The organism is Thiorhodovibrio frisius (assembly GCF_033954835.1).
Taxonomy (GTDB): Bacteria; Pseudomonadota; Gammaproteobacteria; order Chromatiales; family Chromatiaceae; genus Thiorhodovibrio; species Thiorhodovibrio frisius.
This window is the reverse complement of the sequence record NZ_CP121471.1, coordinates 4,105,308-4,127,929: the sequence shown is the minus strand read 5'-3', so window position 1 is coordinate 4,127,929 and position 22,622 is coordinate 4,105,308. Positions and strand designations below refer to the sequence as shown.

Below are 22,622 nucleotides of genomic sequence, written 5' to 3'. Positions count from 1 at the left end.
ATGTCGTTGTGCTTTAGATGCGGTATCTCCTAATTTACAGGGTGGTTGCGGGTGGATCTGGCGGGGCCGAGTACGGGAAGGAGCCCGTAGGGCGACTGGGAGTGCTCGGCCCCGCCAGCGGCGCGGCGGCGCGTGCGCCAGAATAGTTGTCGCGGGCATTCGCGCCTGCAAGAGAGCGACAATTGCCCTGGCGGTTTGTCATCCCGAGGGCGCGGACTCAGAGTCATCATCGCGACAACCCACCGAGGTTGTCGTCGATGGCGAGGGTAACGTGATCGTTGGCGCTGGCGTTGGTGTCAGGCTCCCGGGCTCAGCGGCGATCTGCCCCAGGGCCTGCTTGCGCCGGTAACTGTCGCTACTGAGGTCGATAATTGTCGCGTGATGCACCAAGCGATCGACGGCGGCGACGGTCATCATCTGATCCGGGAAGATGCGATCCCATTCGGCGAACGGTTGGTTGGAGGTGATGATCAGGCTGGCGGTCTCATAGCGATGGGCGATGAGCTCAAACAGCACCTGGGTTTCCGTCTCGGATTTTTTCACGTAGCCGAAATCATCCAGGATCAGTACGGCGTAGCGCTCGAGCTTGTGCAAGGCATCCTCCAGGTGCAGCTGCGTGCGGGCCAGCTGCAACTGCTGCACCAGGGCGGTGGTGGCGAGGTAGCGCACGCGCACCCCCTGCACGGTGAGTCCGTGACCGATGGCGGCGGCCAGATGGGTTTTGCCCACACCGCTGGGGCCAAACAGCAGCAGGTTGCGCGCCTGGCGCGTCCAATCCGCGCTGCCGGCCAGCGCCTCGATCTGTTCGCGGGCCAGGCCAGGGACTTGGGCGAAGTCGAAGCTGGCCAGGCTCTTGCCGACCGGCAGGCGGGCGTCTTTGCTGTAGCGGGCGATGCGCCGGCTGTCGCGATCAGCCAGTTCCTGCTCGCATAAGGCGCTCAGGTATTGGGCGCTGTCCCAACCGTGGCGCTGGGCGTGGTCGAGGAAGCCCTGCCAATGCTGCGCGATGCTCGAGAGGCGCAGCTGCTTGAGCATCAGGGGTAAGGTGGCGGTTTGAACCATCTCAGCACACCTCCATCGCTGGGCGCTGGGAGGGCAGAAGTGCGTCATAGGCCGAGAGCGGGTGTTGAACCCCGCTTGGGAGAAAGGCCTCGGCCTCGCCGCGCTGGGCAGGATCAAAGCGCTGCTCCAGTTCGTGCAGGCTAGGGAGGCGCCCGGCCTCAATGCATCCGCGCAGATACTCACCCAGGGCCTGCTCGCACTCGGCGCGAGCGGCCAAGGCGAGGATGCCGACGATGGCTTTGCACGCCGCGCGCGCCTCCAGGTGGGCGTCGAGATACTGCCAGATCGCGCGGTAGGTGGCGTTCGGCAGCAAGTCATCGCGCAGTTGCGAGTAGCGGAAGGCCTGGGGTTTACGCACCAGGGTGGCGATGAGGTGGCGGTAGTCGATACAACGCGCCCGCTCGTGCTTGACGCTGTAGACGCGCGTGAGGCTCACCGCTGGGGTGGCACCGAGATAGCCCTCAATGCGATCATCAAAAATGTGCAGACGCAATCGCTCGCCGATCAGGCGCGCCGGGACGCTGTAGAGCACCCGCTTGACCTCAATGGTGCTGGAGGTCGTCACCGACACCACCTGCTCGCTGTAGTCGGTGGTGCGCCGCGCCGGTAAGGCCTGAAGCTGCGCACGCTCGATGGCCAGGGCGTCGGCGCACCGCCGGTTGAAACGACCCACCAGCGCGTCGAGCCACTGGCGATAGTCCTCCAGGGTGGGGAAGTCGCTCGATGCGCGCAGCAACAAGGCTTGGGCCATGCGCCGCTTGAGGTGCCCGTGAGGCGATTCCACAGCGCCGTTCTCGTGACTGACACCGCGGTTGTTGCGCGTGGCCGTCATGCCGTAGTGCCGGCACAAGGCATCGTAGCGCTCAGTGAGGTCGGCGCGTGCGTCCTGCGAGAGGTTCTTGAACGCGGCCGATAAGCTGTCGGTGCGGTGCTCCAAGGGCGCTCCGCCCAGACGCCAGAGGGCCGCTTGTAATCCTTCGGCCAGGGCGCTGAACGATTCCCCGCCCAATACGACGCTGACGTGGCTCCAACCACTGAAAGGCAGGCGGAAGTGGTAGAGACGGTGCGCGAGCACCTCCCCGGCAATGGTGACGGTGATGTCCTTGAGTTCGGTGAAGTCCGAGAAGCCTTGCCGACCCGGTTCCTGCACTTGGCGGAACATGACTTCCTTGTCCGGGCCGTGCAGCGCTTTCCAAGCTTTGACCCGGCGCTGAAAGGTGCGCTTTTTGCCATTGCCAAACCGCTGTGGATACCGCTCTTGGAGATCCTCAAACAGGGTGGTGGCGTCCAGACGCGGTTGCTGCTCCAGCAACGGCACAATGTCGCTGTCCCATACCTCGGCAAATGGATCCTTGCGGGTTCGCCAGTGCCGCTCCTTGCGCTCTGTGACGCGCGTCCCGGCGCCATCAATGCGACGTCCGCTGCGCTCGGAGATGCCAACTTTGGCACTCGCCTGAATCTGTGTGCGACCTTGCGTTCTGCTGCTCATGTATAACCTGACCTGCTCTGCTGTGAGTCGTTTGCCCGACATTCGCCCGCCTTTGGGTTGCGAAAATGTCGGCTACCTTAGCTTTGGGAAGCGGCCAAGATAGTTGTCATCGACCGGCCAAGTTAATTGTCACTGAACACACACTGAAGGCGCGCGAAGAGCCGCGAACGCGGTTCACCTCCCTGATGGGTCTATTATTCGATCCTGACGGATTGCGCGAAAGTTTCGGACGCCAAGACGGACGCAAGGCGGCTGGAATTGATGGGATAAAGAAAGAGGACTATGCCCAGGGTGTGCAAGCGCGCCTAGAGGACTTATCGGCACGGATACGCCGACTGGGCTATCGGCCGCAACCGGCACGGCGGACTTACATTCCGAAAGGGGATGGACGCATGCGTCCATTGGGCGTTCCGAGTTTCGAGGATCGTCTGGTGCAAGATCGCCTCAGCCAAATCTTGCAGGCCATCTGGGAGCCGGAGTTCTTGGAGTGCTCCTATGGCTTCCGCCCTGGGCGCAGTGCGCACGATGCGCTGCGTCGTGTGGCGGAGGTCATCACCAACGAACGGACGCAATGGGTGGTCGAGGCCGACATCAAAGGCTTCTTCGACCACGTCTCCCATGCCCACCTGCTGCGCTTTCTGGAGCACCGCATCGGCGATCCAAACCTACTGCGGATCATCCAGCGGTTTCTGAAGGCAGGCATCATGGAAGATGGCGTGTTCGCAGCCAGCGTCGAAGGGACGCCACAGGGCGGATTGGTCTCACCCGTGCTGAGTAATATCTACCTGCACTACGCCCTTGACCTCTGGTTTGAGAAGCGTTTTGCACGACAATGTGCGGGCAAGGCCTACCTGATCCGCTACGCCGATGACTTTGTGGCCTGTTTCGAGCGCGAAGCCGACGCCCGCGCCTTTCTCAGCGAGATGCGCGAGCGGTTGGCCGAGTTCGACCTGGAGATCGAGCCGAGCAAGACGGCGTTGTTGGAATTCGGCAGCGCCCTGTTGACCCCAAGAGGGCTCGGACGCCAGCGGGCGCAAGGCCAGGGAGCGCGCACCTTCAGCTTCCTCGGCTTCACTCACTACGTAGGGCGGAGCCGGACGGGGCGTTTTGTCGTTGGCCGAAAAACCGACGGCAAGCGCCTGCGCAAAAAGCTCAAGGCCCTCAACGCACGCCTGCGGGAGTTGCGTGGGGAGGGAGGGAACGCCATGGTGGCATTCCTTGCGCGGCATCTGCAAGGACACATTCAGTACTACGGTGTGAGTGGCAACAGTCGCGGGCTGTCGAGCTACGTCTACTTTGCCCAACGGCTGCTCTTTAAGTGGCTCAACCGGCGAAGTCAAAAGCGCTCGCTCAATTGGAAGCAATTCGCGGCGTACATCCGCCGCATGCTGCCCAAGGCTCGAATACTCCATAACCTTTATCCCGTCCGTTGGTGGATGCCTCAGACTGGGAGCCGGATGGTGTAACACTCCAAGTCCGGTTCTGCGAGGAGCCGGGAGTCAAGCTGCGCATGGTCAAGATATTGTGGCACCGCCGGGAAACTAGGCGGAAAACAGAGAAAACAAACGTTGACCTAAACACGGTGAGACCCCGGCTTACTCTCCGGTTCGAATTAATTTTCCAGCCTCTCCTTTGAAACCCTAACCCCACGGTCAAGGACGCCCGCACCCTTACCAACCCCGCTCCCGTTCATTCGGGGCGGGGATTTTCGTGTTTGGTCGGCAAGGCAGGGCGCGCTGCTCACGCTCAAACCCTCCCCTTCCCACCCCCAAATCGGCTAAACTCGGCCCATGACAGCCGACACCCAAGCCACCGAGTCGCCCGATGAGACGCGCAACCATTACCCTTCCGGATGATATTGACCAGGCGCTTGTGCAATTTGTTGCTGAGCAGCCGGAGCCAGTCCAACTCAGCACGGTTGTTCAGTCGGCCGTGCGGGAGTTCCTCGGCGAGCGCGGTTATCTGCCAAGCTCGGCGGCCTTACGCATCCGACCGTCTCAGCAAGGTAGTGGCCATGACGATGTCAGCGTTTTGCACGACCGGTATTTGTCTGGCGCATGATCCGGACCGTCCTTGCCGATACGGGGCCGCTCTATGCGGCGGTTGATCCAGACGACCAATACCATGATCGTGCCCAGGAGCAGATGACGAACCTGGCCGATGCGGGCGTGTCGGTCGTGATCGTCTACCCGATCCTCTCGGAGGCCTATTCCCTGATCCTGTATCGACTAGGTTTTCCAAGTGCATCCGCCTGGCTCGATGATGTGCGAGCAGGTAGTGCTTGGATGAATCCAAGCCCTCAGGATTATCGCGACGCCACCGTGGTTGTCGGTCGTTATCAAGATCAGACTATCACGTTGTTTGATGCGACCCTTGCGACTGTGGCGTTACGGTTGAGCTTGCCGGTGTGGACTTATGATCACCACTTCGACACCATGAGAGTTCCTGTTTGGCGCTGATTGTGTTGTTCTGCTGCGTTGGCAAGCAACGCTTTAAGCTCCATTCTCATCAACCCGCCACCCCCAACCCCGCCATCTCCAACACCACATCCGCCAGCGCCTAGGCCTCCGGGTTGTGGCTGATGAAGAACTTGCGGTGGTAGCCGCCGAGTTCCAGCGCCGCGCGGTCCATGTGGTGAATGGCTGCTTTCTGGCCCTGGCTCTACCCGAGTGGCGCGGGGTTGGCTATGATTTGGCGCTTGATGTGCCTTCAATCATAGAGTTGGGAATTCCGGAATTCCGGGGACAGTGCGGCCTGGCAAGGCCGCGTGCTCTAGCGGGTTAGAGTCCCGCCCGGGTAATCGTGAGCCGCGAGCCCGGTATCAAGCCTTACGGCGCGAAGGGTAACTGACGCGTCGGTGCGTAGGCATGAAAACAGGCGAGGTGCAAAGGTAGCGGGTGAAGCCGCCCCTGAAGGTGTTAGAAAAACTGCTTTCAGCGCAAACGGTTAGTCGTTATCTTTCGCGGTGGGGCTACGCTTGGGCTACACTCACGAATAGTGTAGTGCGACGATGATGGCCGCGTCAGCCGGTAATTTTCTACCGGGCAGTGCAATCGGAAGTGCACCGGCGCCAGTGCAAAGATGCGTTGGCCTGGGGACACTTACCCCACTGGGGGATGTGCTGGGCAGGTTGGCCCACGTGCTGCGCTTTTCAGCCGGGAGACTTCAGCCTTTGCCATATCGCGCTCGCGTTCGACCGCTGCGCGCATTGTCTTTTGATGCTCAATCTGAGCATCCCGGTTTTTCAGATGCGCGCGGAGCTCGCGAGCTTCTTTATGGAGCGCTTCCTCGGTTTGGAGCAACCCGGAAACAGTGCTGCGCAAACGCTTAACCTTGGCATCATGCGGCAGGGTGTCGTTACCCTGTAACGGCTCGGGGTGTCCGTTACTCGGTAACGCGCTAGCTGTCAGCTTGCCATCATGGAAGGCGTTTTGCTGCTCGCCGGTAAGGGTGTTGATAATGCGTGCCTGAGACTCGATCAGCGCTTGCTCGAGTGCTTGGCGCTGGGTTGTGCCATGCCAGCTTGCCAGCCGGTTAAGCGCAGCCTTGGCTTGCACAGTGACCACCAGGGCGATGCGCTCACCTTGGGCGTCGACGTCTTTCAGGTGCCGCTCGCGATAGCGGCGCTGGCGTTCTGCGTTGGTCATGCCCATCTGCTTACCCTCTTTTGTTACTCAGTAACAGTGAGGATAGTCTGTTACTCAGTAACGGTCAAGCGTTATTCAGTAACGGGCAGCTGCGCCCACGCGCGCGGGGGAACTGCGCAGATTTGCGTAATTAGATCGGCGCCCATGGCCTTTTCGCCGAATCTGGCAAAAACGACCGCACAGCTTGCCCGCTGGGGCGGTTTCAGCCTGGGGATGGCTGGCGCAATGAGCGCGGCGCCGGGCGGCCGTACTTTCCCCACTGGGGGATGTACCGAGGCGGATGTTCTCAAGAGTTTAGACAAGCCAATTTTGGCTTGTCCAACTACTTGAACAGCCAAGGAAAATCCATGCCGATGGTGACGATGGTCGAATCTGTCCATCGGTCGGTGCAATCGGATAGCATCGGTCCGAACCGACCATGGATCAGGTCAGCATTCCGACTGTTCTCAAGGATTTAGAGAGCCGAATTTTCGGCCCTCTAACTACTTGAGCAAACAAGGAAAATCCATGCCGATGGTGGTGCTGTCGCGTGTAATGTGGGATTTTCCCGGATTACACGGGGCTAGGTTCCCCTGGGGCGCCCGGCCTGCCGGGTGTTCATGCGCGAACCAGCCACCAGAAGCAGCGGCTTGCCGGTGGGGTTGAAGGCGGTGCAATGATCGTTGCAGAGGTGTCACTCACCAGCCGGTAGCGGATCGCCGTCGGCCAACTCAGTCAGCACTTCCCATATCGCGTTCTTCAGCAGCCGCTCGGCTTCGCGAGGCTCACTGAGCCCGGCCAGGTCATAGCTCAGGCGCGTCGGCAGTGCCATGAACCGGCCTTTGGCGACGGATACCAGGCGTTCCCAAGTCTGAGTCACTGCATCCACGTCGATCAGATCGCCGCGCTTGCGCTCGAGCTCAACTTCGGCAATATCCGCGCGCACCTTGTCGAGCCGGGCCTTCTCTTGCTGTCCGTCAAGGCGGTCGCCGTCCGGGTTGCCGCTTCCGAAGATCAGGCGCAAGGCGACAGCGCTTTCGTATTCGTGCGCGCGGTTGGGGCCGGGCTTGTGGGGCAGGTCAGCCAGCCGACGCTTGACGGTTCTGCGGTCGAGCCCGGTCCATTCGCTCAGTTGATTGATTGAAACTTGCATCGGTTGTGGTGGAGCTTAGGCGGGTCTGTGGCTGGTGAACCATCGCGGCCGGAAAACCCGCAAGTAAAAAGGCGCCAAGGGGGAACCACGGACAAAAATCAGTTGCCGGTATCGCCCACGCGACCGGCGGCGCGTCTGCTACCAATGCGCGTCCAGAGATTGCGCATCGGATAGGGCATTGGACGCCATGCCAATTCGATTAGGCGATGCGCTCTAGCAGGCGTTGCCAGTCGGGCTTGCCGCCCTCCCCAAGCCCGGCGCTGTGATGGCCGCGAATCTCGGGACCGCCGCGCTTTACCCATTCATCCTCCAGCCGGGCTTGTGCCTCGGGCGTGCGGCCTGGGGTTGCCATAGTGGCCAGAATGCGCTCGGCGCTTTCAGCGGTGATATGTGGGTCGCTGGCGAGCTCCATCGCAGTCTGGCCGCGTGCGTCGGTCAAGCCTAAGGCGCGGATAATGGCCAGGATGCGCTCGCGCTCGGCGACGGCCGATGGCTCGGGCGCGACAGCCTCTGGTGGTGCTGGTGCACGCGCGCTCACGGGGGTGGCCTGTAGCTTGGCCATGGCGTTGGCCACGGCGCCACGTGCGAGCGCAACAGCCTGGACGCGCTCGCCGCTGTGCTGTGCCAGGGCGGGCAAGGCGGCGTCGGCATAACCGGCGGCAATAATCTCGGGGCCGTAGTAGAAGGTTTCCGCCTTCAGCTCGTTGGCGATCTCGCCGCGCGTGCGCTTGGTGCGTGCGGCGTAGCCGTCGACCATGATCTCGGCCAATGCGGCCAGCTGCTTGCTGGCGCTAGCGAAGTCGGCCGCTGTGCCGATGGCGGAGCTATGCGGCTCATGTACCATCCAGACGGCGTTCTCTGGCACGCTCACATGATGCGCGGCGGCGGCGATGTAGGTAGCTGCCGAGGCGCAAATGCCATCGACAACAGCCTCGATGCGATGCCCAGCGCGGCGATGTTCGGCCAGCAGGTTATGCAGGGCGATGCCCTCGTAGGCATCGCCGCCTGGGGAGTTTATGCGGAGCTCGATGTCGGTGGCGCCCTCCAGCGCGGCACGGATGCCCGAGGCGGTGGTGTCCGCGCCAATGACGCCTTCAATCAATACTTTCTTTGCCATGGGGTGTCTCCGGGTTGGACGGCTCAAAATTGAGCCGTCCAGGGCGATTAGTCGTCAATGACCTTCGCGCATAGCGATGCGTTGGGCTGAACCGGGATGATGAGCGGCGCCGATTGGGTCAGCAGATACCTGACACTTGGGTCTTCGTCGGTCCAGCTCTTGCTCGCGAAAGGTTGCGCGATAAACCCAAGGTCATGGTCGCGGATCGCACCAAAGGCGCGGGTGCCCTCGAGCGCTGGCGCGGCCATGATGACTTTGTTGGTCGGGACAATCAGCGATTCGTCGCCGGTGTCGGGGTCGATGTACCAGTCAACATGCACGTAGATCGGCAGTCCGTCGAGTTCGCCCATGTAGGACAAGCCAGGGGCCTCGAGGATCGGGCCACCACGCAGCTCGGTGCCGAGCAGGCGCCGGGTCTCCAGGCGCTCTTGCACGTCCGCATGCTCAATCATGGCCTGATAGGCGCCCAAGCCCATGACGGCGGCGCTGGGGCGTTGTCCGCACGCCTGGAGGATCAGCATTGACCAGTCTTGCAGGTCGTTTGCCGGGGTGCTGGTGGCGGGCTCTGCCCAGTCGCCGGCGCCGGTGGCGATATTGACGGTGTGCTCGGCTTTGCGCCCGAAGTCCACCACGTGCGTCGGGTATTGATCGCCGCTCACGGTGACTTGGCCTGACACCAGGGCCTCGGCGGCCATGAGCTCCAGGCGCCGATGGATCATGTCGACGTGATCCTTGGCCAACATGGCGACCAGCGCTTGCTCGCGTTCAGCGGGGTGAACGGAACCGCCGATGGTCTCGCCGGCTTGGCGCTTGAGCGGGCGGGTGTTGTCGACCACGGATTTTGTCTTGATGTACGCCGGTGCGAATTTCTTGGTGGTGTAACCGCGATCGGTCATGACCTTGCCAGCGACCAGCGGCGAGACAAAGGGCGCGATGCGGCGCGAGCCGTCGCGAATATCGAAAGCAATTTCCTCACTCGGGCTGGTTTGGACGTTGGGGAAAAACAGGTCCAGCAGCGCGCTCGAGGGCGTTGGGATGTTCTCAATCAGGCGAGCGAGCGATGTCGTGTCATACATGGCGGGTGTCCTTATTCAGCGGCGATCAGGTAGATATTCAAGGCGCGGAGCGCGGCCTTGACGGTGGCGGCATTCAGGCTGCTATCAGCGGCACAGGCGCCCTCGATAAAGTCGCCACGGGTATACATCAGCGCGCTTTGATCGGCGGTGCTGGCATCGACATCGTGGGCGAGGATGCCTACCGGATCATCGCGGCCATCGGCTACCGGATCGCCAGCCAGGTCGTTTAAGGATGCGGTGTAATACTTGCTTGCGGCGCCCTTGCCGAGGATGGCGCCGGCGGTCAAGGTCTGGCCACTGGCGACAGTGACCTTTTCGGCAAGCAACATGTGGGTGTTGCCATGCACCAGCTCTTGCGGGGCGTAGGCATCGGATGTTTGGGAAACATGAATGGTCATGAGCGATGGGCCTCAATGCGGGAGTGGATAGCGGCCAGCTCGGCTTGCAGGCTGGCAATTTCGGCCTCGAGCGCAGCCAGGCGGGGCTCGCGGTCGGCTGGCGGATCGGGGAGATTGGGCGCGGAGCGGCGGATGGCGTCCTTCATCCGGTCGCGGAGTAGAAAGGTCAGCAGCTCGGCATCGGGGCCGGTGAACAGGCGCAGCGGCGGCGCGTGCGGTGCGCTCAGACTGGTGAGCTTGCCCTTGAGCCGTTCGGGGCAGCGGGCGGCAACGACATCGACTGCGGCATCGGCAGCGGCGATAACGTCATCACGCGAACGGCGCACGCGGCGCAGGTCATCGCGTTCGCACTTGGCGGATTCGATGCGGGCGGTCAGACGCTCGATGGCGCCGGGGATGTCGGTGGGTTGTTTGGCCATGCTCAGTTTGTTGTTGGGCTGCGATGCCACAAGCATGGGTTAGGGTGCGGATCATAACCACCATGGGGGTTTTGATCTCAGCCGAGGATGCGGCGCAGCTGGGGAACCGACTCGGGCAAGCTGGCCCATCGCTCAGCCTCGGCAAGGTGGCGGTCGACTTCGCTGGTGCGGCGCCCTGGGGCCCGGCGGCGATAGCGACTGATGGCCAGTTTTAGCGTGCTTGCGTCCATGCCAGTCGCGCGCAGGTGTTCATTGCGCTGTGCAACGCGCCACTGCCGTCCGGCGGTGGGGCGGGATGGCTCACGCACGCCAAGGGCCACGTCCATGCTTTCGCCGTCCTTCAGGTGTGAGGCGATGGCGGCCAGCAGATACAGGCGCAGATCGGGCGGCAATGGCGCGTTGGGCGCCGTCACCAGATGCTCTATCAGGCTGAAAAAGTCGATGCGCGCTGGGGTCATGGTGGTGCTCGATAGGTAATACTACAACTCGATTTCGCGAGCCACGCAGAATGTGAACGGCGAGCCCCGAACAACCCTCTGGCTAGGTGTCCAGGGGGGAACCGAGCGCCAGCAACAGCCGATGCTCGCCTTGCAGGTCGGGGCGCTCTGGAAGCTCTGGCGCGGCCACCTTGCCGCTGTGGATCATGCGCCTTAACTTGGCGATGGCCTGCCGCTCGATTGCAGCCACGCGGCTGGGCGAGATGCCGAGCTCGCGCGCGACTTGCTCGCAGGTCATGCCCTCCCTGGCATCATCGGTCTGGAACTCCGTCATCAGGATGCCGCTCTGAATGCCTTGGCCTGCTTGATGCGGTGATGCCGAATCCATCGCGACTGCTCCCATGTCGGCTCGAGCGGCGGCAGGTTTTGCCATGACCAGGCGGGCTTGGCGTTGAACTTGGCTTGAAAGGCGAAAAATGCCCAGCCGCGTTTGATGCCTCGGGATTCTGCTTCCCACAAAAATGCCTGATACCAGGATCTCCGGTCAGCTTGATCCTCGGTGCCGGTGGTCGGCTTGCCGTACTCTCCGAGGCGCCCATCGATGTAAACCACGTCAGCAGACCGCAGCGGCCGGTCGATGCCGCAATGCGGGCAGGTCTCGGAGCCGGGCTCGATCACCGCATGGCAGCTTTTGCAGGTGGCCATGGTCTTTTGCTTGCGCTTTGTCTTGGCGCTTTGGTGCTCGCCTTGTCCAAGGTCCGGGATGACAAAGTGCTCGGGGAGTCCGAACCGAATCGTATTGCCTGCATGGTCGAGGATGATGGCGTCCTGCTTGCCGGGTGCGGTGCGGATGACGCGTCCGAGTTGCTGCATGTGGAGCGCTTCACTCAGCGTCGGGCGTGCCAGAATGCCGCACGATGCGCCAGGATAATCAAAGCCAATGCCGAGCACGTTCACAGAGCTAAGAACGCGGATCTCGCCGGCTTTGAATCGCGCGATGATGTCCCTTCGTTCCTCGGGCTTGGTGTATGCGTCCAGGTGTTGGGCGGCGATTCCTTCGTCCAGAAAGTCGCCGATGATGGCTTTCGAGTGAGCGATGTCGACTGCGAACACCAGCGTCGGACGGTCAGATGCTCTGGCCTTCCACTCCGAGATGACGTCGCCGACAAGCTCTTTGCGCCTGAATGCCTCAGATAACTCAGACTCCACAAAGTCGCCAGCGCGCACCTTGACCGACTCCAGCGCTGCGTCGATCTTTTCTTGCATCGGGCAGTAGGCTTTGACCGGAGTCAAGAATCCATTTTCAGTCAGCCATGCGACCGTTGGGCCTCTTACCAAGTTGCTGAAGTGCTGGCCGAGATCAGGGCGCAGCGGTGTTGCCGATAAGCCGATGAATGGAACCCGATCCCATCTGCGCATCAGGTCGACGTGTGCTCGGTGCAAGATGTGCGCTTCGTCGATAACCACGAACCCAGCCGGCGGCGCTTCCCTTGCGCGGATGGTCTGAATGCTGGCGACGATGCATTCGTCGTCTGGGTGAAGGCGCGTGTTGTCGCCCTGAAGTACTCCTACTTGAAGCCCGATCTCGGTAAGTGTCCGTGCGGCCTGACCGACCAACTCGATGCGGTCGACGATGAACAGCGATGTCCTTCCTTTTTGCGCGGCGCTGTGGATTGCATGCGATGCCACCACGGTTTTGCCTCCACCAGTCGCGAGTCCACAAAGTTGTCGACGATGGCCCTTGGCGTGCCCTTGGCGCAGTTCGTTCAAAATGTCTTTTTGGAATGTATGAAGGGCGAATTTCATGCGCTTGCCCTCCCAGTCCACGGTGCCGAGCAAAATGCGTCCGCATCTCCGAGCACTTCGATCAGGTCTCGGATGCTGCGGCCCTGGCAATGTCCATGATGACAGTGAAAACCTGGCCACTTGCCCGGGCCGTTCTCAAAAATGACGGTATCCGAGCGGCCGCGCGGGGTGCTGTGCTCTGACTCCCATGGGCAAACAATGGCATGGGTGCCGCTGCCGAGCTCATGCCTGTAGAGCCCGTGTGAGCGCGTCAGAGCCACCACGTCCAAGGTGGCATAGTCACCATGCCCTGAGACTCGCGGGCGGCTTTCAGGGCGATTTAGCGGCGTTTGCGCTGGCGTCTGCGACCGTGCGAACCGATTCGCGAGGCGGTCAATCAGCCGGTGGTTGACTTGGCTCCATGGCCTGGGAATGTCGCAAGTCGCCAGCCGATGCGGCCGTTCGGCTGTATGCGGTCCCTTGCGGTTGCAGGTGCCGTAAAGTCGAAAGATTCGGCCGGGATTGCGAACCGTCTTGTCGAATCCGACTTCATCGTCGCCGAACTCGAGCGCAAGGCCGGTGTAGATCGCGCGGAACTGCTCGGCTGTCTCCGCGCTGCTTGGAAGCCGGCATCGGAACTGCGCATGGGCTCCATTGCCTGAGCAAGCGACCAGGGGCCTCGGCCATCCAGACTTGCGCAGCATCGCCACCAGGGCGTCACGGCGCTGGAGTGCTGAATCTAGCTCGGTCTGGGTCGAACAGACTCCGACCGGGCGAACCGGATCGAAGTCGAACGGGATTCGGGTCAGCCAGCCGATGTCATCATTCCGAACCGGATCTCCGGCCATGGCGTTCGGGCAGCGGCGAGGCTTAGGTGCGTTCAGGCTGGTGTAGAGATTTCCGCGCGAACCAAGGCGCTGAATCTCGCGAACCATGGGCTCGATCGCGTCGAACCAGCCGGATCTCCAGCGCCCATCGGCTTGATGCCGGATCTCGACCGCGCCATTGTCGGTGAGCAAGCGGGAAAGGTAGTCGTTCACGATCCACCTCCCAGCCGGTTCGCCAGATTGTGGATGGTCGCGACTTGGGCCGTTTTGCCCTGTCCAATGCCCCTGTCGGCTTTAGATTTAGTACTTGGGGCTTGGGTAGGGGCTTGGTAAGGGGCTTGTAAGGGGCTTTCCTCGGGCGTGAAGATAGGCCACGATTCGAGAAACAAGCCGACCAAGTGTGAAGGCGGAAGGCTTGCAATATGCCGCTTGATGGAAACTGTCTTCCAGTCTCTTGATGCGCGTTCTGTGTCCCTCCATTTACCGAACTGGCGAGCGCAGTAGCCTGGGAGATAGACCAACTGCCACTCCGGGTCGCGCAAAAGAAGGCCAGCACGGTCGAGATTGTCGAACGCCAGGTCAACCAGATCAGTCGGCTCCTCGATCATGCTCGCGACCGCTGCGCTGGTGATGAAATACAGCCCGCTTGGATGCGACTCTGGCGCTGTCTCACAAAAAATCAGCGTTTTGAACTCCACGCTTCCGAGGCGGATTGCGGTTCGGTAATCCTTCATCCAGCGGGCCGGATCGATGGTTGCGTAACTACGCATTGCCCGCCCCTCCCTGGCTGCTATAATCAGAACCGAAAAGATCGTTCTGCTCTGCGCTCGTACCGGTGCCGGCCGGTCGAGCGCTTTCCATTTGCTGAATCCGCTCCATCGCCAGCTCGGCTATGGTGCGCAGAAAAGAGCCCGCGCCAGTCATCGGCGAATCAGCCGAATCAATCTCGGCGGTGTCATCGATCAACTGACAAAGATCGTCGACGTTGCCGGTCTTGCGCAGAACTTCGAGCGTCTGATCGACCAGCGCGTTTTGATGCGCGATAACCTCATCAAGCTCGCGATGCCAGCTCGCGTCACTCATCTTGATGTGCCCTTCCCGAATGCCGTCGGTCAATTCAGCGAACAGGTCTGACCGAGGATCGGTCCACCAGTCGATATAAGCCGAGTCGACGTCATCTCTGTTGCGAATTACCGCAGTTGGATAGCCAGCCGCTTCAATTCGCGCGATGTCGTCGCGAACAGCGTTATCAATTCGCTCCATTGCATCCATTACGCTGCCCTCCCTTGCGCTGCCTGCTCGAGCCATTGCTGCTCGGCTGCCTGGGTGATGCGCAACTGGCCACCAATGCGGATGCATGCGGGCATTGACGCGCGATGCCGATAAAAGGTCGGTTCGCTGATGTCGTAGCGCTGGCAAAAGGATTTGACGCTTGATGCTGTAGGCTTAGCATCAGGCATTGCGTTTCGTAGGTGGGTCTTCATTCGCTTCAATCTCCATCGCCTTATCCGGTGCTAACGGTTGTTAGCGCTTGTTTGCCGGTGGCGATGGTTGAAGTAAATCCCTGTTCTGATTCGGATAAAACTGGATAATATGGACAAAACAATTTGTCCGAATTTGTCCGAACGGCAGGCAATAAAAAACCGCCATGGCGGCGGTTTGGTGTTGGTTAGCTTTTGCGTCGCTTATTCGCGTTCGCGCTTTCGTCGGTCTGATGCTGTGCGGATGCTGTCAGGCTTATCAATGCAGAACTTCTCGGCCACTTCTTTCGTTGCCGCTTCAATGATGATGTTTTGACTGCGAAGGCGGTCGTATTCGTCGAGCGCTTCAGGCGGTATCTTAGCCGGTCGACCGGGCGACTTGCGCCTAACCTGCTCGGCTTGCCGCTCCATCGGCTCCCGCTGTACCTGGGGCTCCATCTCGATACCATGCTGGCGTGCGAGCTCGATCATGTCGGATTTTGTGACCGAGGCGATGGTTCGCTTGATGACTCGCCTTGATGACTCGCGCGGTGTGTTGCGGGCATGGTCGAACCATGTTGATTGGCGGCGCACAATTCGCGGTCCGGTTGGAGCGGATGGGGTTTCATGCTGAATGATTGGCTCCAACTCCCGCGCTGCCCGCTGGCGTGCGCGGCGAAAGTCGAGGCTATCAGGCGAACCAGGCTGATAACCGTGATAGATCGCCAGCCAGACCGTTACCGCTTGGTCGAGGCTATAGCGTCCGTCGGGCGGATTCGCGAGCGCGGGCGGCAGCTGGATCATGCTGCACCTCGCAGACTGACCACGTTATCGTCACGCTGCTCGGCATGGCGCAGAATAAAATCCTCCACGCGCTGCATGATGGGGCGCAGATCCTCAGTCGAGACTTGCGCGTAATGCTTGCCGGTCACGTCATCGCCTGACTTGTGATTGAGCGCGGCCTTGATGCCGTAACTGCCGGTTCCGCACTTGTCCGCCATGCTGGCCCATGTGCGGCGCAGGTCGTGCGGGCTGATGCGGATGCCGGTCTGCTTCTCGATCAGATCCACGTTCCGATTGACCTTGGTGCTACCGATGATGAACGGGCTGTTCGGGTCCGCTTGGCGGCGCAACTCCAGCAGTTGGCGCACGCGCGCGGTAATGGGCAAGGTGTGGTCGCTGCCGTTTTTGGTATCGCGCGCGATCATGGTTCCGCGCGCCAGGTCCACGTCTGCCCAGCGGATAAATGCCGCTTCCCGGCGGCGCAGTCCGGTTAGTAACATCATCTCCATATAAACGGCCACGCGGGCATATTCGCCGCTGCATCGGCGCTGATGGTTCGGCAGGTCGCGCACCGCTGCCAGCCAAGGGGCAAGATCATCGGTCGTCAGTCGCCGCGTCCTGGCCTCGGTCTTGGCCCAGCCGGTGAAGATTTTATTGACCTTGGCAACCGGGCAGCGGCCGAACGGCAACTCGTTGTCGTCGTCGCCGTAGTATTCCGAGGCGAACCGGTGAATCGCGCGAAAGACCTTGACCACGGTCGCGGCCGTGTTGCTCGAGCGTTTGGCAAGCTCCGCGAACCTGCTCACGGCCATTTGCCCGGTGATCGAGGCGAGCGGCTTGTCCTTCCAGTCGGCTAAGTCGCGATTGATAGAAAGCCGGTAATACTCGAGCGTCCTGGGGCCGATTGGTTTGGTGGCCAGATAAAGCTCGAACGCTTCGCCAAGGGTGACATTCGAGATGCGATCCTGCTCGGCCTGGCGGCGCTGCTCGGCTTGCTGCTCGCGGCGGTGCTCGTTGGGGTTGATGCCCTGGCGCAGCTGGCCAAGGATTTCAGCAGCGCGCGCACGAACGCTTGCATCGCCCTTGAGCGCGGTCATGGGTAATTCGCCCACTTCGCAGATATTCACGCGCACGGGCGCGGCGATGCCCTTGGCGCGGGCGTAGACTTGCAGGACGCGGCGGCCGTTGGGGTAGCGCTGGCCAGATGGATGAACGACACAGACTAGACCGCGCTGCTCGGTGTCGCGAACCTGATAGCGCGCGGCCGCTGGCTTGAGCTCCTTCAGACGCGCGTCGGTGAATTTGAACGGCGGATGGGGTATCTTTGAGTCAGTCACGGCTTTGCCTCCTGTCGGCGGTTGTGACAGAAGCTGGGCAGGTGTTGGCAGCACCGCTCGGCTTCGCTTTTTCGGTCGCGAGTTTCTAGGCTACTCCTAGGCTACAGAATTGTGCAAATACCTGCGACCGATTGAGACTCAATGATAACGCTTGATAAACCGAAAAACAACGAAAAAACAGGCGCCTAGGCAATTTTTCTTGTAAACACAAGCGGTTGCAAAGTCACCTTTTCAGTACTGAAGGTGTAGAGCCCCGAAAAGAATTTGTCGGAGAGTGCCGACGGGTTTGTCCCCCCGGCAGGCAACACTCCATGTCGCGTCAAGGTCAGTGGCATGGAGACTCCCCGGGGTCCGAGGCCGTATCGAGCCTTACATTGAGAGCACGTGGTAACCAGGGAGATCCAACAGCCGGTCTGCGGGAGGTGGGCACCGATGAACAAGTCTAATCAACGAGGACATCGGCGGTGGTTGCTGGAAGTCGGAGCCACTCGTATGAGCGATGACGCCCGGTAATGCGGGTCGAGCAAAGGAGTGGCGGTTTGGGAGATTGCATTGGTCTAACACGCCCCTACACCGAGAGGACTCTGCGCGTGAAAACGAGAGCCGATGCGATTCACACCAATGGAGCCAAGCGCGAGAAACATGGGTGGTCTGATGGAAGGAGGGCTTTCTGTGTTGATGGGTTGAGACAGCCCATTCCTTGGTGAATGACCTGAACTGGGAGCCGGATGGTGTAACACTCCAAGTCCGGTTCTGCGAGGAGCCGGGTAACGAAGCTGCGCACGGTCATAATATTGTGGCACCGCCGGGAAACCAGGCGGAAACAGAGAAAACAAACCTTGACCTAAACGCGGACAAGTTCCCGGCTTACTCTCCGTATACTTAATTCTGAGCAGCCAGCGCCGAGTCCTCCCACTCCCACCCCCGAATCGGCTAAACTCCTCGCATGACAGCCGACACCCAACCTGCTGACCGCAGGGAGAAACCCGACTACGACAGCCCCTGGAAAGAAGCCCTGGAGCAGTTCTTCCCGGAGTTTCTGGCGCTGCTGTTCCCGGCCATCCATGCCGAGATCGACTGGTCAAAGGGCGTGCAGTTTCTCGACAAGGAATTCCAACAGATTGTGCGCGAGGCCAAGACCACCCGGCGCTATGCCGACAAGCTCGTCGGCGTCACGCGCCGCGATGAGACGCCCGTGTGGGTGCTGGCCCATGTGGAAGTGCAAGGTGATCCGGAAAGCGACTTTGCCGAGCGGATGTTCACCTACAACGATAAAATCCGCGATGCCTACCAGGTGCCGGTCGCGAGCCTGGCGGTGCTGGCCGATACCAATCGCTGTTTCCGTCCCGAGTCCTACAGCGCCGCGCTATGGGACTGTCGGGTGCAATTCGACTTCCCGATGGTCAAACTGCTCGACTACGCCGAGCCCGAGCGCTGGGCGGAGCTGGAAGCCAGCGACAACGTCTTTGCCCTGGTCGTGATGGCCCAAATCCGCGCCAAGCTCACCGACGATGCTGAGACACTGAAACGCTGGAAATTTCGCCTGATGCGCCTGATGTATGATCGTGGCCACGAGCGCGCGATGATTGAAGAGGTGTTACGCCTCATCGACTGGATGATCCGCCTTCCCGCGGCACTGGAGGCGGAGTTTCGCCAGGAACTTTATGGTTACGAGGAGCAACAACAGATGCCTTATGTCACCACGTTTGAGCAAGCCGGGATTGAGAAGGGTTTGCAGCAGGGTTTGCAGCAGGGCGAAGCCCGGACAATCCTTCGCTTGCTTGATCAAAAATTTGGCCCCGAGGTGGTGCAAGCGCACCGCGAGCGCATTGAAACCGCCGAGCTTGAGCAATTGGATGCCTGGTTGGACCGGGTTCTCACCGCCGAGACCCCGGAGACTATCTTCCACTGATCTCGGTGCGGGCGATGCCGCCACCAGCGGCCGAGCTCTTTCGTCAAACCTCTCTACCAAGTCGCACCGGAACTTTATTCAGTGGAATAGGGCTACCTTTAATGAGAATGCCATCCGTCCAGGTTGATCTTGACTGCTTGCATCGATACTTGACCGCCGTCCGGGAAAAACAGCCATTGAAGGTGGATCAACCGGAAAATGACCAGGAATTAGATGTCATTAAGCGGGATCTGACGCATGTCGTTCGTCTTTCCTGGCGGATCGGCATCACGGTTGCCGCCTCGCGGGTCGGGTCGTTAATGGCCAATTCTCAGGATTGTTTCACGATCTTGGAGGATGAATGTGTCATCACGAAGGATCTTGCCGATGTGCTCCGCGCGGCGGTCGGATCGTGGAAACTGTTTGCGACGGATCTTGAAGAAATTAACGCAACCGTTACATCGCATTTTTGCAGGTGTTTTTTGGATGACTTCGACGCCTATTTGCAAGCGATGCGGGAGTACCAGTCGCAACCAAACGGGCCAACCAAACGGGCCAGGGTCGAATTAATTTCCAGCCCAAGCCCTAACCTCCACAAGAGGTAACCCCATCGAACCCCGCTTCTCACAAGGAGGCGGGGTTTTTCGTGTTTGGGTTGGCGGGCGCACCGCTCGCGGCCAAAGCCGCGCCCACCCACGGCATCGAATCGGCTAAACTTCCGGCATGACAGCCGCTACCCAAATGCCCGATACCGGCGCGCGCTGCCAGAGGCAACCATGAACCACGATCAAAACTTCAAGAACCTTATTCTCGACTACCCACGCCAGGCCATTGAGTTTGCCGCCGCGCGAGGAGCAACTCAAGGAACGCTTGGGTGATCGCTTTCGCGAGCTGGATGTGCCGCTGCTGCTCGAATGGCCTGATGGACGCCGCCAGGCGCTGCTGTTTGTCTTTGAGGAAGAAACCGAGCCCAAGCGCTTCTCAATCCATCGCCTGGCGCATTATTGCCTGGACTTGGCCGAGCTCTACCACACCGAGCGCGTGGTGCCGGTGGTGATCTTTCTTCACCCCGGCAAGTTCGATGAAACACTCACCCTGGGCAGCGACACGCGCGACTATCTTCAGTTCAGCTATCTCGCCTGGCCGTTATTTGGGCTCAAGGCCCGGGATTATTTCGACAGCTCCAACCTGGTCGCGCGCTTGAACTTGCCCAACATGCGCTATGCGCCCGAGGAGAAGGTTGAAGTCTACGCCCAAGCGGTGCGCGGACTGCGCACCCTGGAACCCGACCGCGAGCGCCAAATCAAATACCTCGACTTTGTCGACATCTATGCCGACCTGGATGAGACTGAACGCCAGCGCTACCAACAACACTATGCCGAGGAGACTGAAACCATGAGCGCGTTTGCTGATCGCTTTATTGACCAGGGAGTGCAGCAGGGAGTGCAGCAGGGCGAGGCCAGGACGCTGCTTCGCCAACTTGATCAAAAATTCGGCCCCGAGGTGGTGCAAACGCACCGCGAGCGCATTGAGCAGGGGGAGCTTGAGCAACTCGACACTTGGCTGGGGCGCATCCTCACCGCAGAGACGCCGGAGACGATTTTCCACTAACGAAGGCGCGGGCCGAGCTGGTAACCTCATCTCGCCCCTTTCAATTAAAGGGGCCGTGTTCGAATTAGTTTTCGAGCCCGCCGGGCAAGGACGCCCAGCCCCGTAACCGATTGCACCTGATCTCAGGTTTCACCATCCAGCCCCCGGGGTTCGCCCTCGGGGGCTTTTTTGTGTCGGCCTCGGCGCCGCGAGCGGCGGTGAGGATCGCCGGAACGCAGACGATCAGCTAAACTCCCGGCATGACGGCCGACACCCAAGCCACCGACACCGCGGTCAGCGACTACGACAGCCCCTGGAAAGCAACCAAACGGGCCAGGGTCGAATTAATTTTCTTATCCTGCGTCAGCTTCGGATTGATCCTAGGATAGAAAAAACCACGGGGCAATTGGCGATCTACCTTGATGACACCACCAAGGGAGCGCCGCTGGCTCAGGGCAGGGCCGAGCGCTGTCCATCAGCCCGTACCGAACCGACAGTGTAGCGTCGGGCGTCTGCCAAAGCCTGCGAGGTAGAAAGAACAGCAGCGGGGACGAGGGCAAGAGTTCCGCGTGAATGCGGCTTGACAAATTAGTATTCGCTTATATACTAACAATCATCAACCACATCCACACTTCGTCAGGAGGCTAGATATGTTGGCTCCACTCGCACTCGTTGCCCTGTTGATCGGCGGTAGCCAAGCCGTGCTGATTGTCTCTGAGGATGACGCCGCTGAAAATGACCATCCGCAAGTCGCACAGGTCGAAACGGTCAGGTCCCCATTCGATCCAAACTGAGTGACCGCGGCTCTGGGCCCGGAGCGACGCGACCAAACGGGCCACAACCAAACGGGCAACCAAACGGGCCAGGCTCGAATTGGTTTTCAGCTCAAGCCCTAACCTCCACAAGAGGTAACCCCAGCGAACCCCGCTTCTCGCAAGGAGGCGGGGTTTTTCTTTTCTACGGGCTCCTAGGAGCCGTGCTCGAATGCTCGAATAAATTTTCGAGCCACCTGGGCAGTTCCGCGAGACGCTCAGCCTGGGCAGCGACACGCGGGTGTATCTCCAGTTCAGCTATCTGGCCTGGCCGTTGTTCGGGCTGAAAGCGCGCGACTATTTCGACAGCCCCAACCTGGTTGCTCGGCTGAATCTGCCCAACATGCGGTATGCGCCCGAGGAGAAGGTCGACGTCTATGCCCAAGCCGTGCGCGGCCTGCGCACCCTGGAACCCGACCGCGAACGCCAGATCAAATATCTGGACTTTGTCGACATCTATGCCAACCTTAACGAGAATGAACGCCAGCGTTACCAGCAAGACTATGCCGAGGAGATCAAGACCATGAGCGCGTTTGCCGATCGGTTTATTGAGCAGGGCAAGCAGCAGGGCATGCAGCAGGGCGAAGCCACGATCTTAATGATGCTGCTGGAAGAAAAATTCGGCTCAGCTTCGCTCGAAGCGCACCGCGAGCGCATCGTGGCAGCCGACCCCGAAGAACTCCTGCAATGGTCCAAACGCATCCTCACCGCCGAGACGCCCGAGACCATCTTCCACTGAGGTTCGGGCACTGCTAGCAGAATCAAGCGGCAATCAATTAAGGGAATAATTAAAGGGGCCGTGTTCGAATTAATTTCGAGCCACCTGGGCAATGAATTAAAGGGGCCGTGTTCGAATTAGTTTTCAACCGAGCACCAAAGCGGCCATGGCAAAAAATCCACCAAAGGAGCGCTGACCTGATGAGCAAGAAAAAGGACAAATGCTGCAAGAGCTACAAGAAAGGCAAGCGTTGCAAGGACTGCCCCAAGCGCAAGTGACAAGACCCTGCGGCCAGGATCATCCTCTGCTGTTTCAGTTTGGGCTTGTCTCCAGCCCCTCAGCCCAGCGCATCAGTCCTGTCCCCACAGCCGCGCATCGGCGGAGTTCGGGCGGGGCACCCCGCTCAATCCGGCAAGACGCCGGCGCCACTCTTTGTTAGGATTCCGAGGTTATCCCCACTTGCCCTCGTAGCTCAGTAGGATAGAGCGGCCGCCTCCTAAGCGGCAGGTCACAGGTTCGAATCCTGTCGAGGGCGCCAAACCCGCCTGTTGCAAGAAAATATTGTGAGGCAGCAATCAGCTGCTTAACGCGCCGGCGAACTTTTTTTCTCGTTGGTCAGGTGGTGTAGCGCCTTTATTGGTC

23 protein-coding genes, 1 tRNA gene and 2 pseudogenes are annotated in these 22,622 nt (G+C 60.4%); 9 read left to right on the top strand and 17 right to left on the bottom strand.

The genetic code is table 11. The annotated features are described in order from the left end of the window. Positions 1-198: 198 nt before the first annotated feature. Positions 199-1,062 carry an IS21-like element helper ATPase IstB gene (gene istB, locus Thiofri_RS18755; protein WP_323705563.1) on the bottom strand — a complete coding sequence of 288 codons (864 nt, stop codon included), beginning with the start codon at positions 1,060-1,062 and terminating at the stop codon, positions 199-201. Between the two features lies 1 nt (position 1,063). Then, a complete protein-coding gene (gene istA / locus Thiofri_RS18750; RefSeq protein ID WP_407702915.1) occupies positions 1,064-2,593 on the bottom strand; it encodes an IS21 family transposase in 1,530 nt (509 codons plus the stop codon). Between the two features lie 143 nt (positions 2,594-2,736). Here istA and ltrA point away from each other — a divergent pair, with 143 nt between their 5' ends. The 3 genes from ltrA to Thiofri_RS18735 all read left to right on the top strand — a co-directional run bounded on the left by ltrA (position 2,737) and on the right by Thiofri_RS18735 (position 5,010). Beyond that, positions 2,737-4,017, top strand: a complete 1,281-nt coding sequence (ltrA, locus tag Thiofri_RS18745; protein WP_223296674.1) for a group II intron reverse transcriptase/maturase — start codon at positions 2,737-2,739, stop codon at positions 4,015-4,017. Between the two features lie 358 nt (positions 4,018-4,375). Further along, on the top strand, positions 4,376-4,612 hold the full coding sequence (locus Thiofri_RS18740; RefSeq protein ID WP_009147358.1) for a hypothetical protein: 237 nt from the start codon (positions 4,376-4,378) through the stop codon (positions 4,610-4,612). Continuing rightward, complete coding sequence (locus tag Thiofri_RS18735) at positions 4,609-5,010, top strand: type II toxin-antitoxin system VapC family toxin (protein WP_009147359.1); 402 nt, start codon at positions 4,609-4,611, stop codon at positions 5,008-5,010. Before Thiofri_RS18740 ends, Thiofri_RS18735 begins: the two co-directional genes overlap by 4 nt. Before the next feature lie 642 nt (positions 5,011-5,652). On the opposite strand, the gene Thiofri_RS18730 is transcribed toward Thiofri_RS18735, so the two are convergent. The 15 genes from Thiofri_RS18730 to Thiofri_RS18660 all read right to left on the bottom strand — a co-directional run bounded on the left by Thiofri_RS18730 (position 5,653) and on the right by Thiofri_RS18660 (position 16,969). Continuing rightward, positions 5,653-6,198: a transcriptional regulator gene (locus Thiofri_RS18730; RefSeq protein ID WP_190275769.1), complete on the bottom strand. Its 546-nt coding sequence runs from the start codon at positions 6,196-6,198 to the stop codon at positions 5,653-5,655. A 673-nt stretch (positions 6,199-6,871) separates the two neighbouring features. Beyond that, complete coding sequence (locus Thiofri_RS18725) at positions 6,872-7,330, bottom strand: DUF1441 family protein (protein WP_009147361.1); 459 nt, start codon at positions 7,328-7,330, stop codon at positions 6,872-6,874. Positions 7,331-7,529: 199 nt separating this feature from the next. Next, positions 7,530-8,447, bottom strand: a complete 918-nt coding sequence (locus Thiofri_RS18720; protein WP_009147362.1) for a head maturation protease, ClpP-related — start codon at positions 8,445-8,447, stop codon at positions 7,530-7,532. A gap of 47 nt (positions 8,448-8,494) precedes the next feature. Then, entirely contained in the window at positions 8,495-9,523 is a 1,029-nt protein-coding gene (locus Thiofri_RS18715; RefSeq protein WP_009147363.1) for a major capsid protein, read from the bottom strand. A gap of 11 nt (positions 9,524-9,534) precedes the next feature. After that, on the bottom strand, positions 9,535-9,921 hold the full coding sequence (locus Thiofri_RS18710) for a head decoration protein (protein WP_009147364.1): 387 nt from the start codon (positions 9,919-9,921) through the stop codon (positions 9,535-9,537). Then, positions 9,918-10,340: a hypothetical protein gene (locus Thiofri_RS18705; protein WP_143741788.1), complete on the bottom strand. Its 423-nt coding sequence runs from the start codon at positions 10,338-10,340 to the stop codon at positions 9,918-9,920. The genes Thiofri_RS18710 and Thiofri_RS18705 overlap by 4 nt, the downstream gene beginning before the upstream one ends. A gap of 77 nt (positions 10,341-10,417) precedes the next feature. After that, positions 10,418-10,798 (bottom strand): hypothetical protein, encoded by a 381-nt coding sequence (locus tag Thiofri_RS18700; RefSeq protein WP_009147366.1) that lies wholly within the window; start codon positions 10,796-10,798, stop codon positions 10,418-10,420. A gap of 82 nt (positions 10,799-10,880) precedes the next feature. Further along, positions 10,881-11,111 carry a sigma factor-like helix-turn-helix DNA-binding protein gene (locus tag Thiofri_RS18695; protein ID WP_040854643.1) on the bottom strand — a complete coding sequence of 77 codons (231 nt, stop codon included), beginning with the start codon at positions 11,109-11,111 and terminating at the stop codon, positions 10,881-10,883. Next, a complete protein-coding gene (locus Thiofri_RS18690) occupies positions 11,111-12,583 on the bottom strand; it encodes a DEAD/DEAH box helicase family protein (RefSeq protein ID WP_009147367.1) in 1,473 nt (490 codons plus the stop codon). The genes Thiofri_RS18695 and Thiofri_RS18690 overlap by 1 nt, the downstream gene beginning before the upstream one ends. After that, positions 12,580-13,602: a hypothetical protein gene (locus Thiofri_RS18685; protein WP_009147368.1), complete on the bottom strand. Its 1,023-nt coding sequence runs from the start codon at positions 13,600-13,602 to the stop codon at positions 12,580-12,582. Before Thiofri_RS18685 ends, Thiofri_RS18690 begins: the two co-directional genes overlap by 4 nt. Next, positions 13,599-14,159, bottom strand: coding sequence for a hypothetical protein (locus tag Thiofri_RS18680; RefSeq protein WP_009147369.1), 561 nt, complete (start codon positions 14,157-14,159; stop codon positions 13,599-13,601). Before Thiofri_RS18680 ends, Thiofri_RS18685 begins: the two co-directional genes overlap by 4 nt. After that, on the bottom strand, positions 14,152-14,661 hold the full coding sequence (locus Thiofri_RS18675) for a polysaccharide deacetylase family protein (protein ID WP_009147370.1): 510 nt from the start codon (positions 14,659-14,661) through the stop codon (positions 14,152-14,154). Before Thiofri_RS18675 ends, Thiofri_RS18680 begins: the two co-directional genes overlap by 8 nt. After that, the gene (locus Thiofri_RS18670; protein WP_040854645.1) at positions 14,661-14,849 is read right to left on the bottom strand and encodes a MerR family transcriptional regulator; all 189 of its coding nucleotides are present in this window, start codon (positions 14,847-14,849) and stop codon (positions 14,661-14,663) included. The genes Thiofri_RS18675 and Thiofri_RS18670 overlap by 1 nt, the downstream gene beginning before the upstream one ends. Before the next feature lie 225 nt (positions 14,850-15,074). After that, on the bottom strand, positions 15,075-15,653 hold the full coding sequence (locus tag Thiofri_RS18665; protein ID WP_009147372.1) for a hypothetical protein: 579 nt from the start codon (positions 15,651-15,653) through the stop codon (positions 15,075-15,077). Beyond that, positions 15,650-16,969, bottom strand: a complete 1,320-nt coding sequence (locus tag Thiofri_RS18660; RefSeq protein ID WP_009147373.1) for a tyrosine-type recombinase/integrase — start codon at positions 16,967-16,969, stop codon at positions 15,650-15,652. The genes Thiofri_RS18665 and Thiofri_RS18660 overlap by 4 nt, the downstream gene beginning before the upstream one ends. 946 nt (positions 16,970-17,915) lie before the next feature. On the opposite strand from Thiofri_RS18660, the gene Thiofri_RS18655 reads away from it, so the two are divergent. The 6 genes and pseudogenes from Thiofri_RS18655 (at position 17,916) to Thiofri_RS18630 (ending at position 22,518) form a co-directional block, all read left to right on the top strand. Continuing rightward, complete coding sequence (locus Thiofri_RS18655) at positions 17,916-18,881, top strand: RpnC/YadD family protein (protein ID WP_009147374.1); 966 nt, start codon at positions 17,916-17,918, stop codon at positions 18,879-18,881. 149 nt (positions 18,882-19,030) lie between these two features. Next, a complete protein-coding gene (locus Thiofri_RS18650) occupies positions 19,031-19,465 on the top strand; it encodes a hypothetical protein (RefSeq protein WP_143741790.1) in 435 nt (144 codons plus the stop codon). A 171-nt stretch (positions 19,466-19,636) separates the two neighbouring features. After that, positions 19,637-20,471, top strand: a pseudogene (locus Thiofri_RS18645) (hypothetical protein). Positions 20,472-21,100: 629 nt separating this feature from the next. Beyond that, on the top strand, positions 21,101-21,244 hold the full coding sequence (locus tag Thiofri_RS18640) for a hypothetical protein (protein WP_009147377.1): 144 nt from the start codon (positions 21,101-21,103) through the stop codon (positions 21,242-21,244). 202 nt (positions 21,245-21,446) lie between these two features. Further along, positions 21,447-22,001: pseudogene (locus Thiofri_RS18635) on the top strand (hypothetical protein); the annotation flags it as partial. A gap of 440 nt (positions 22,002-22,441) precedes the next feature. Beyond that, positions 22,442-22,518, top strand: a tRNA-Arg gene (locus tag Thiofri_RS18630). Positions 22,519-22,622: the final 104 nt, after the last annotated feature.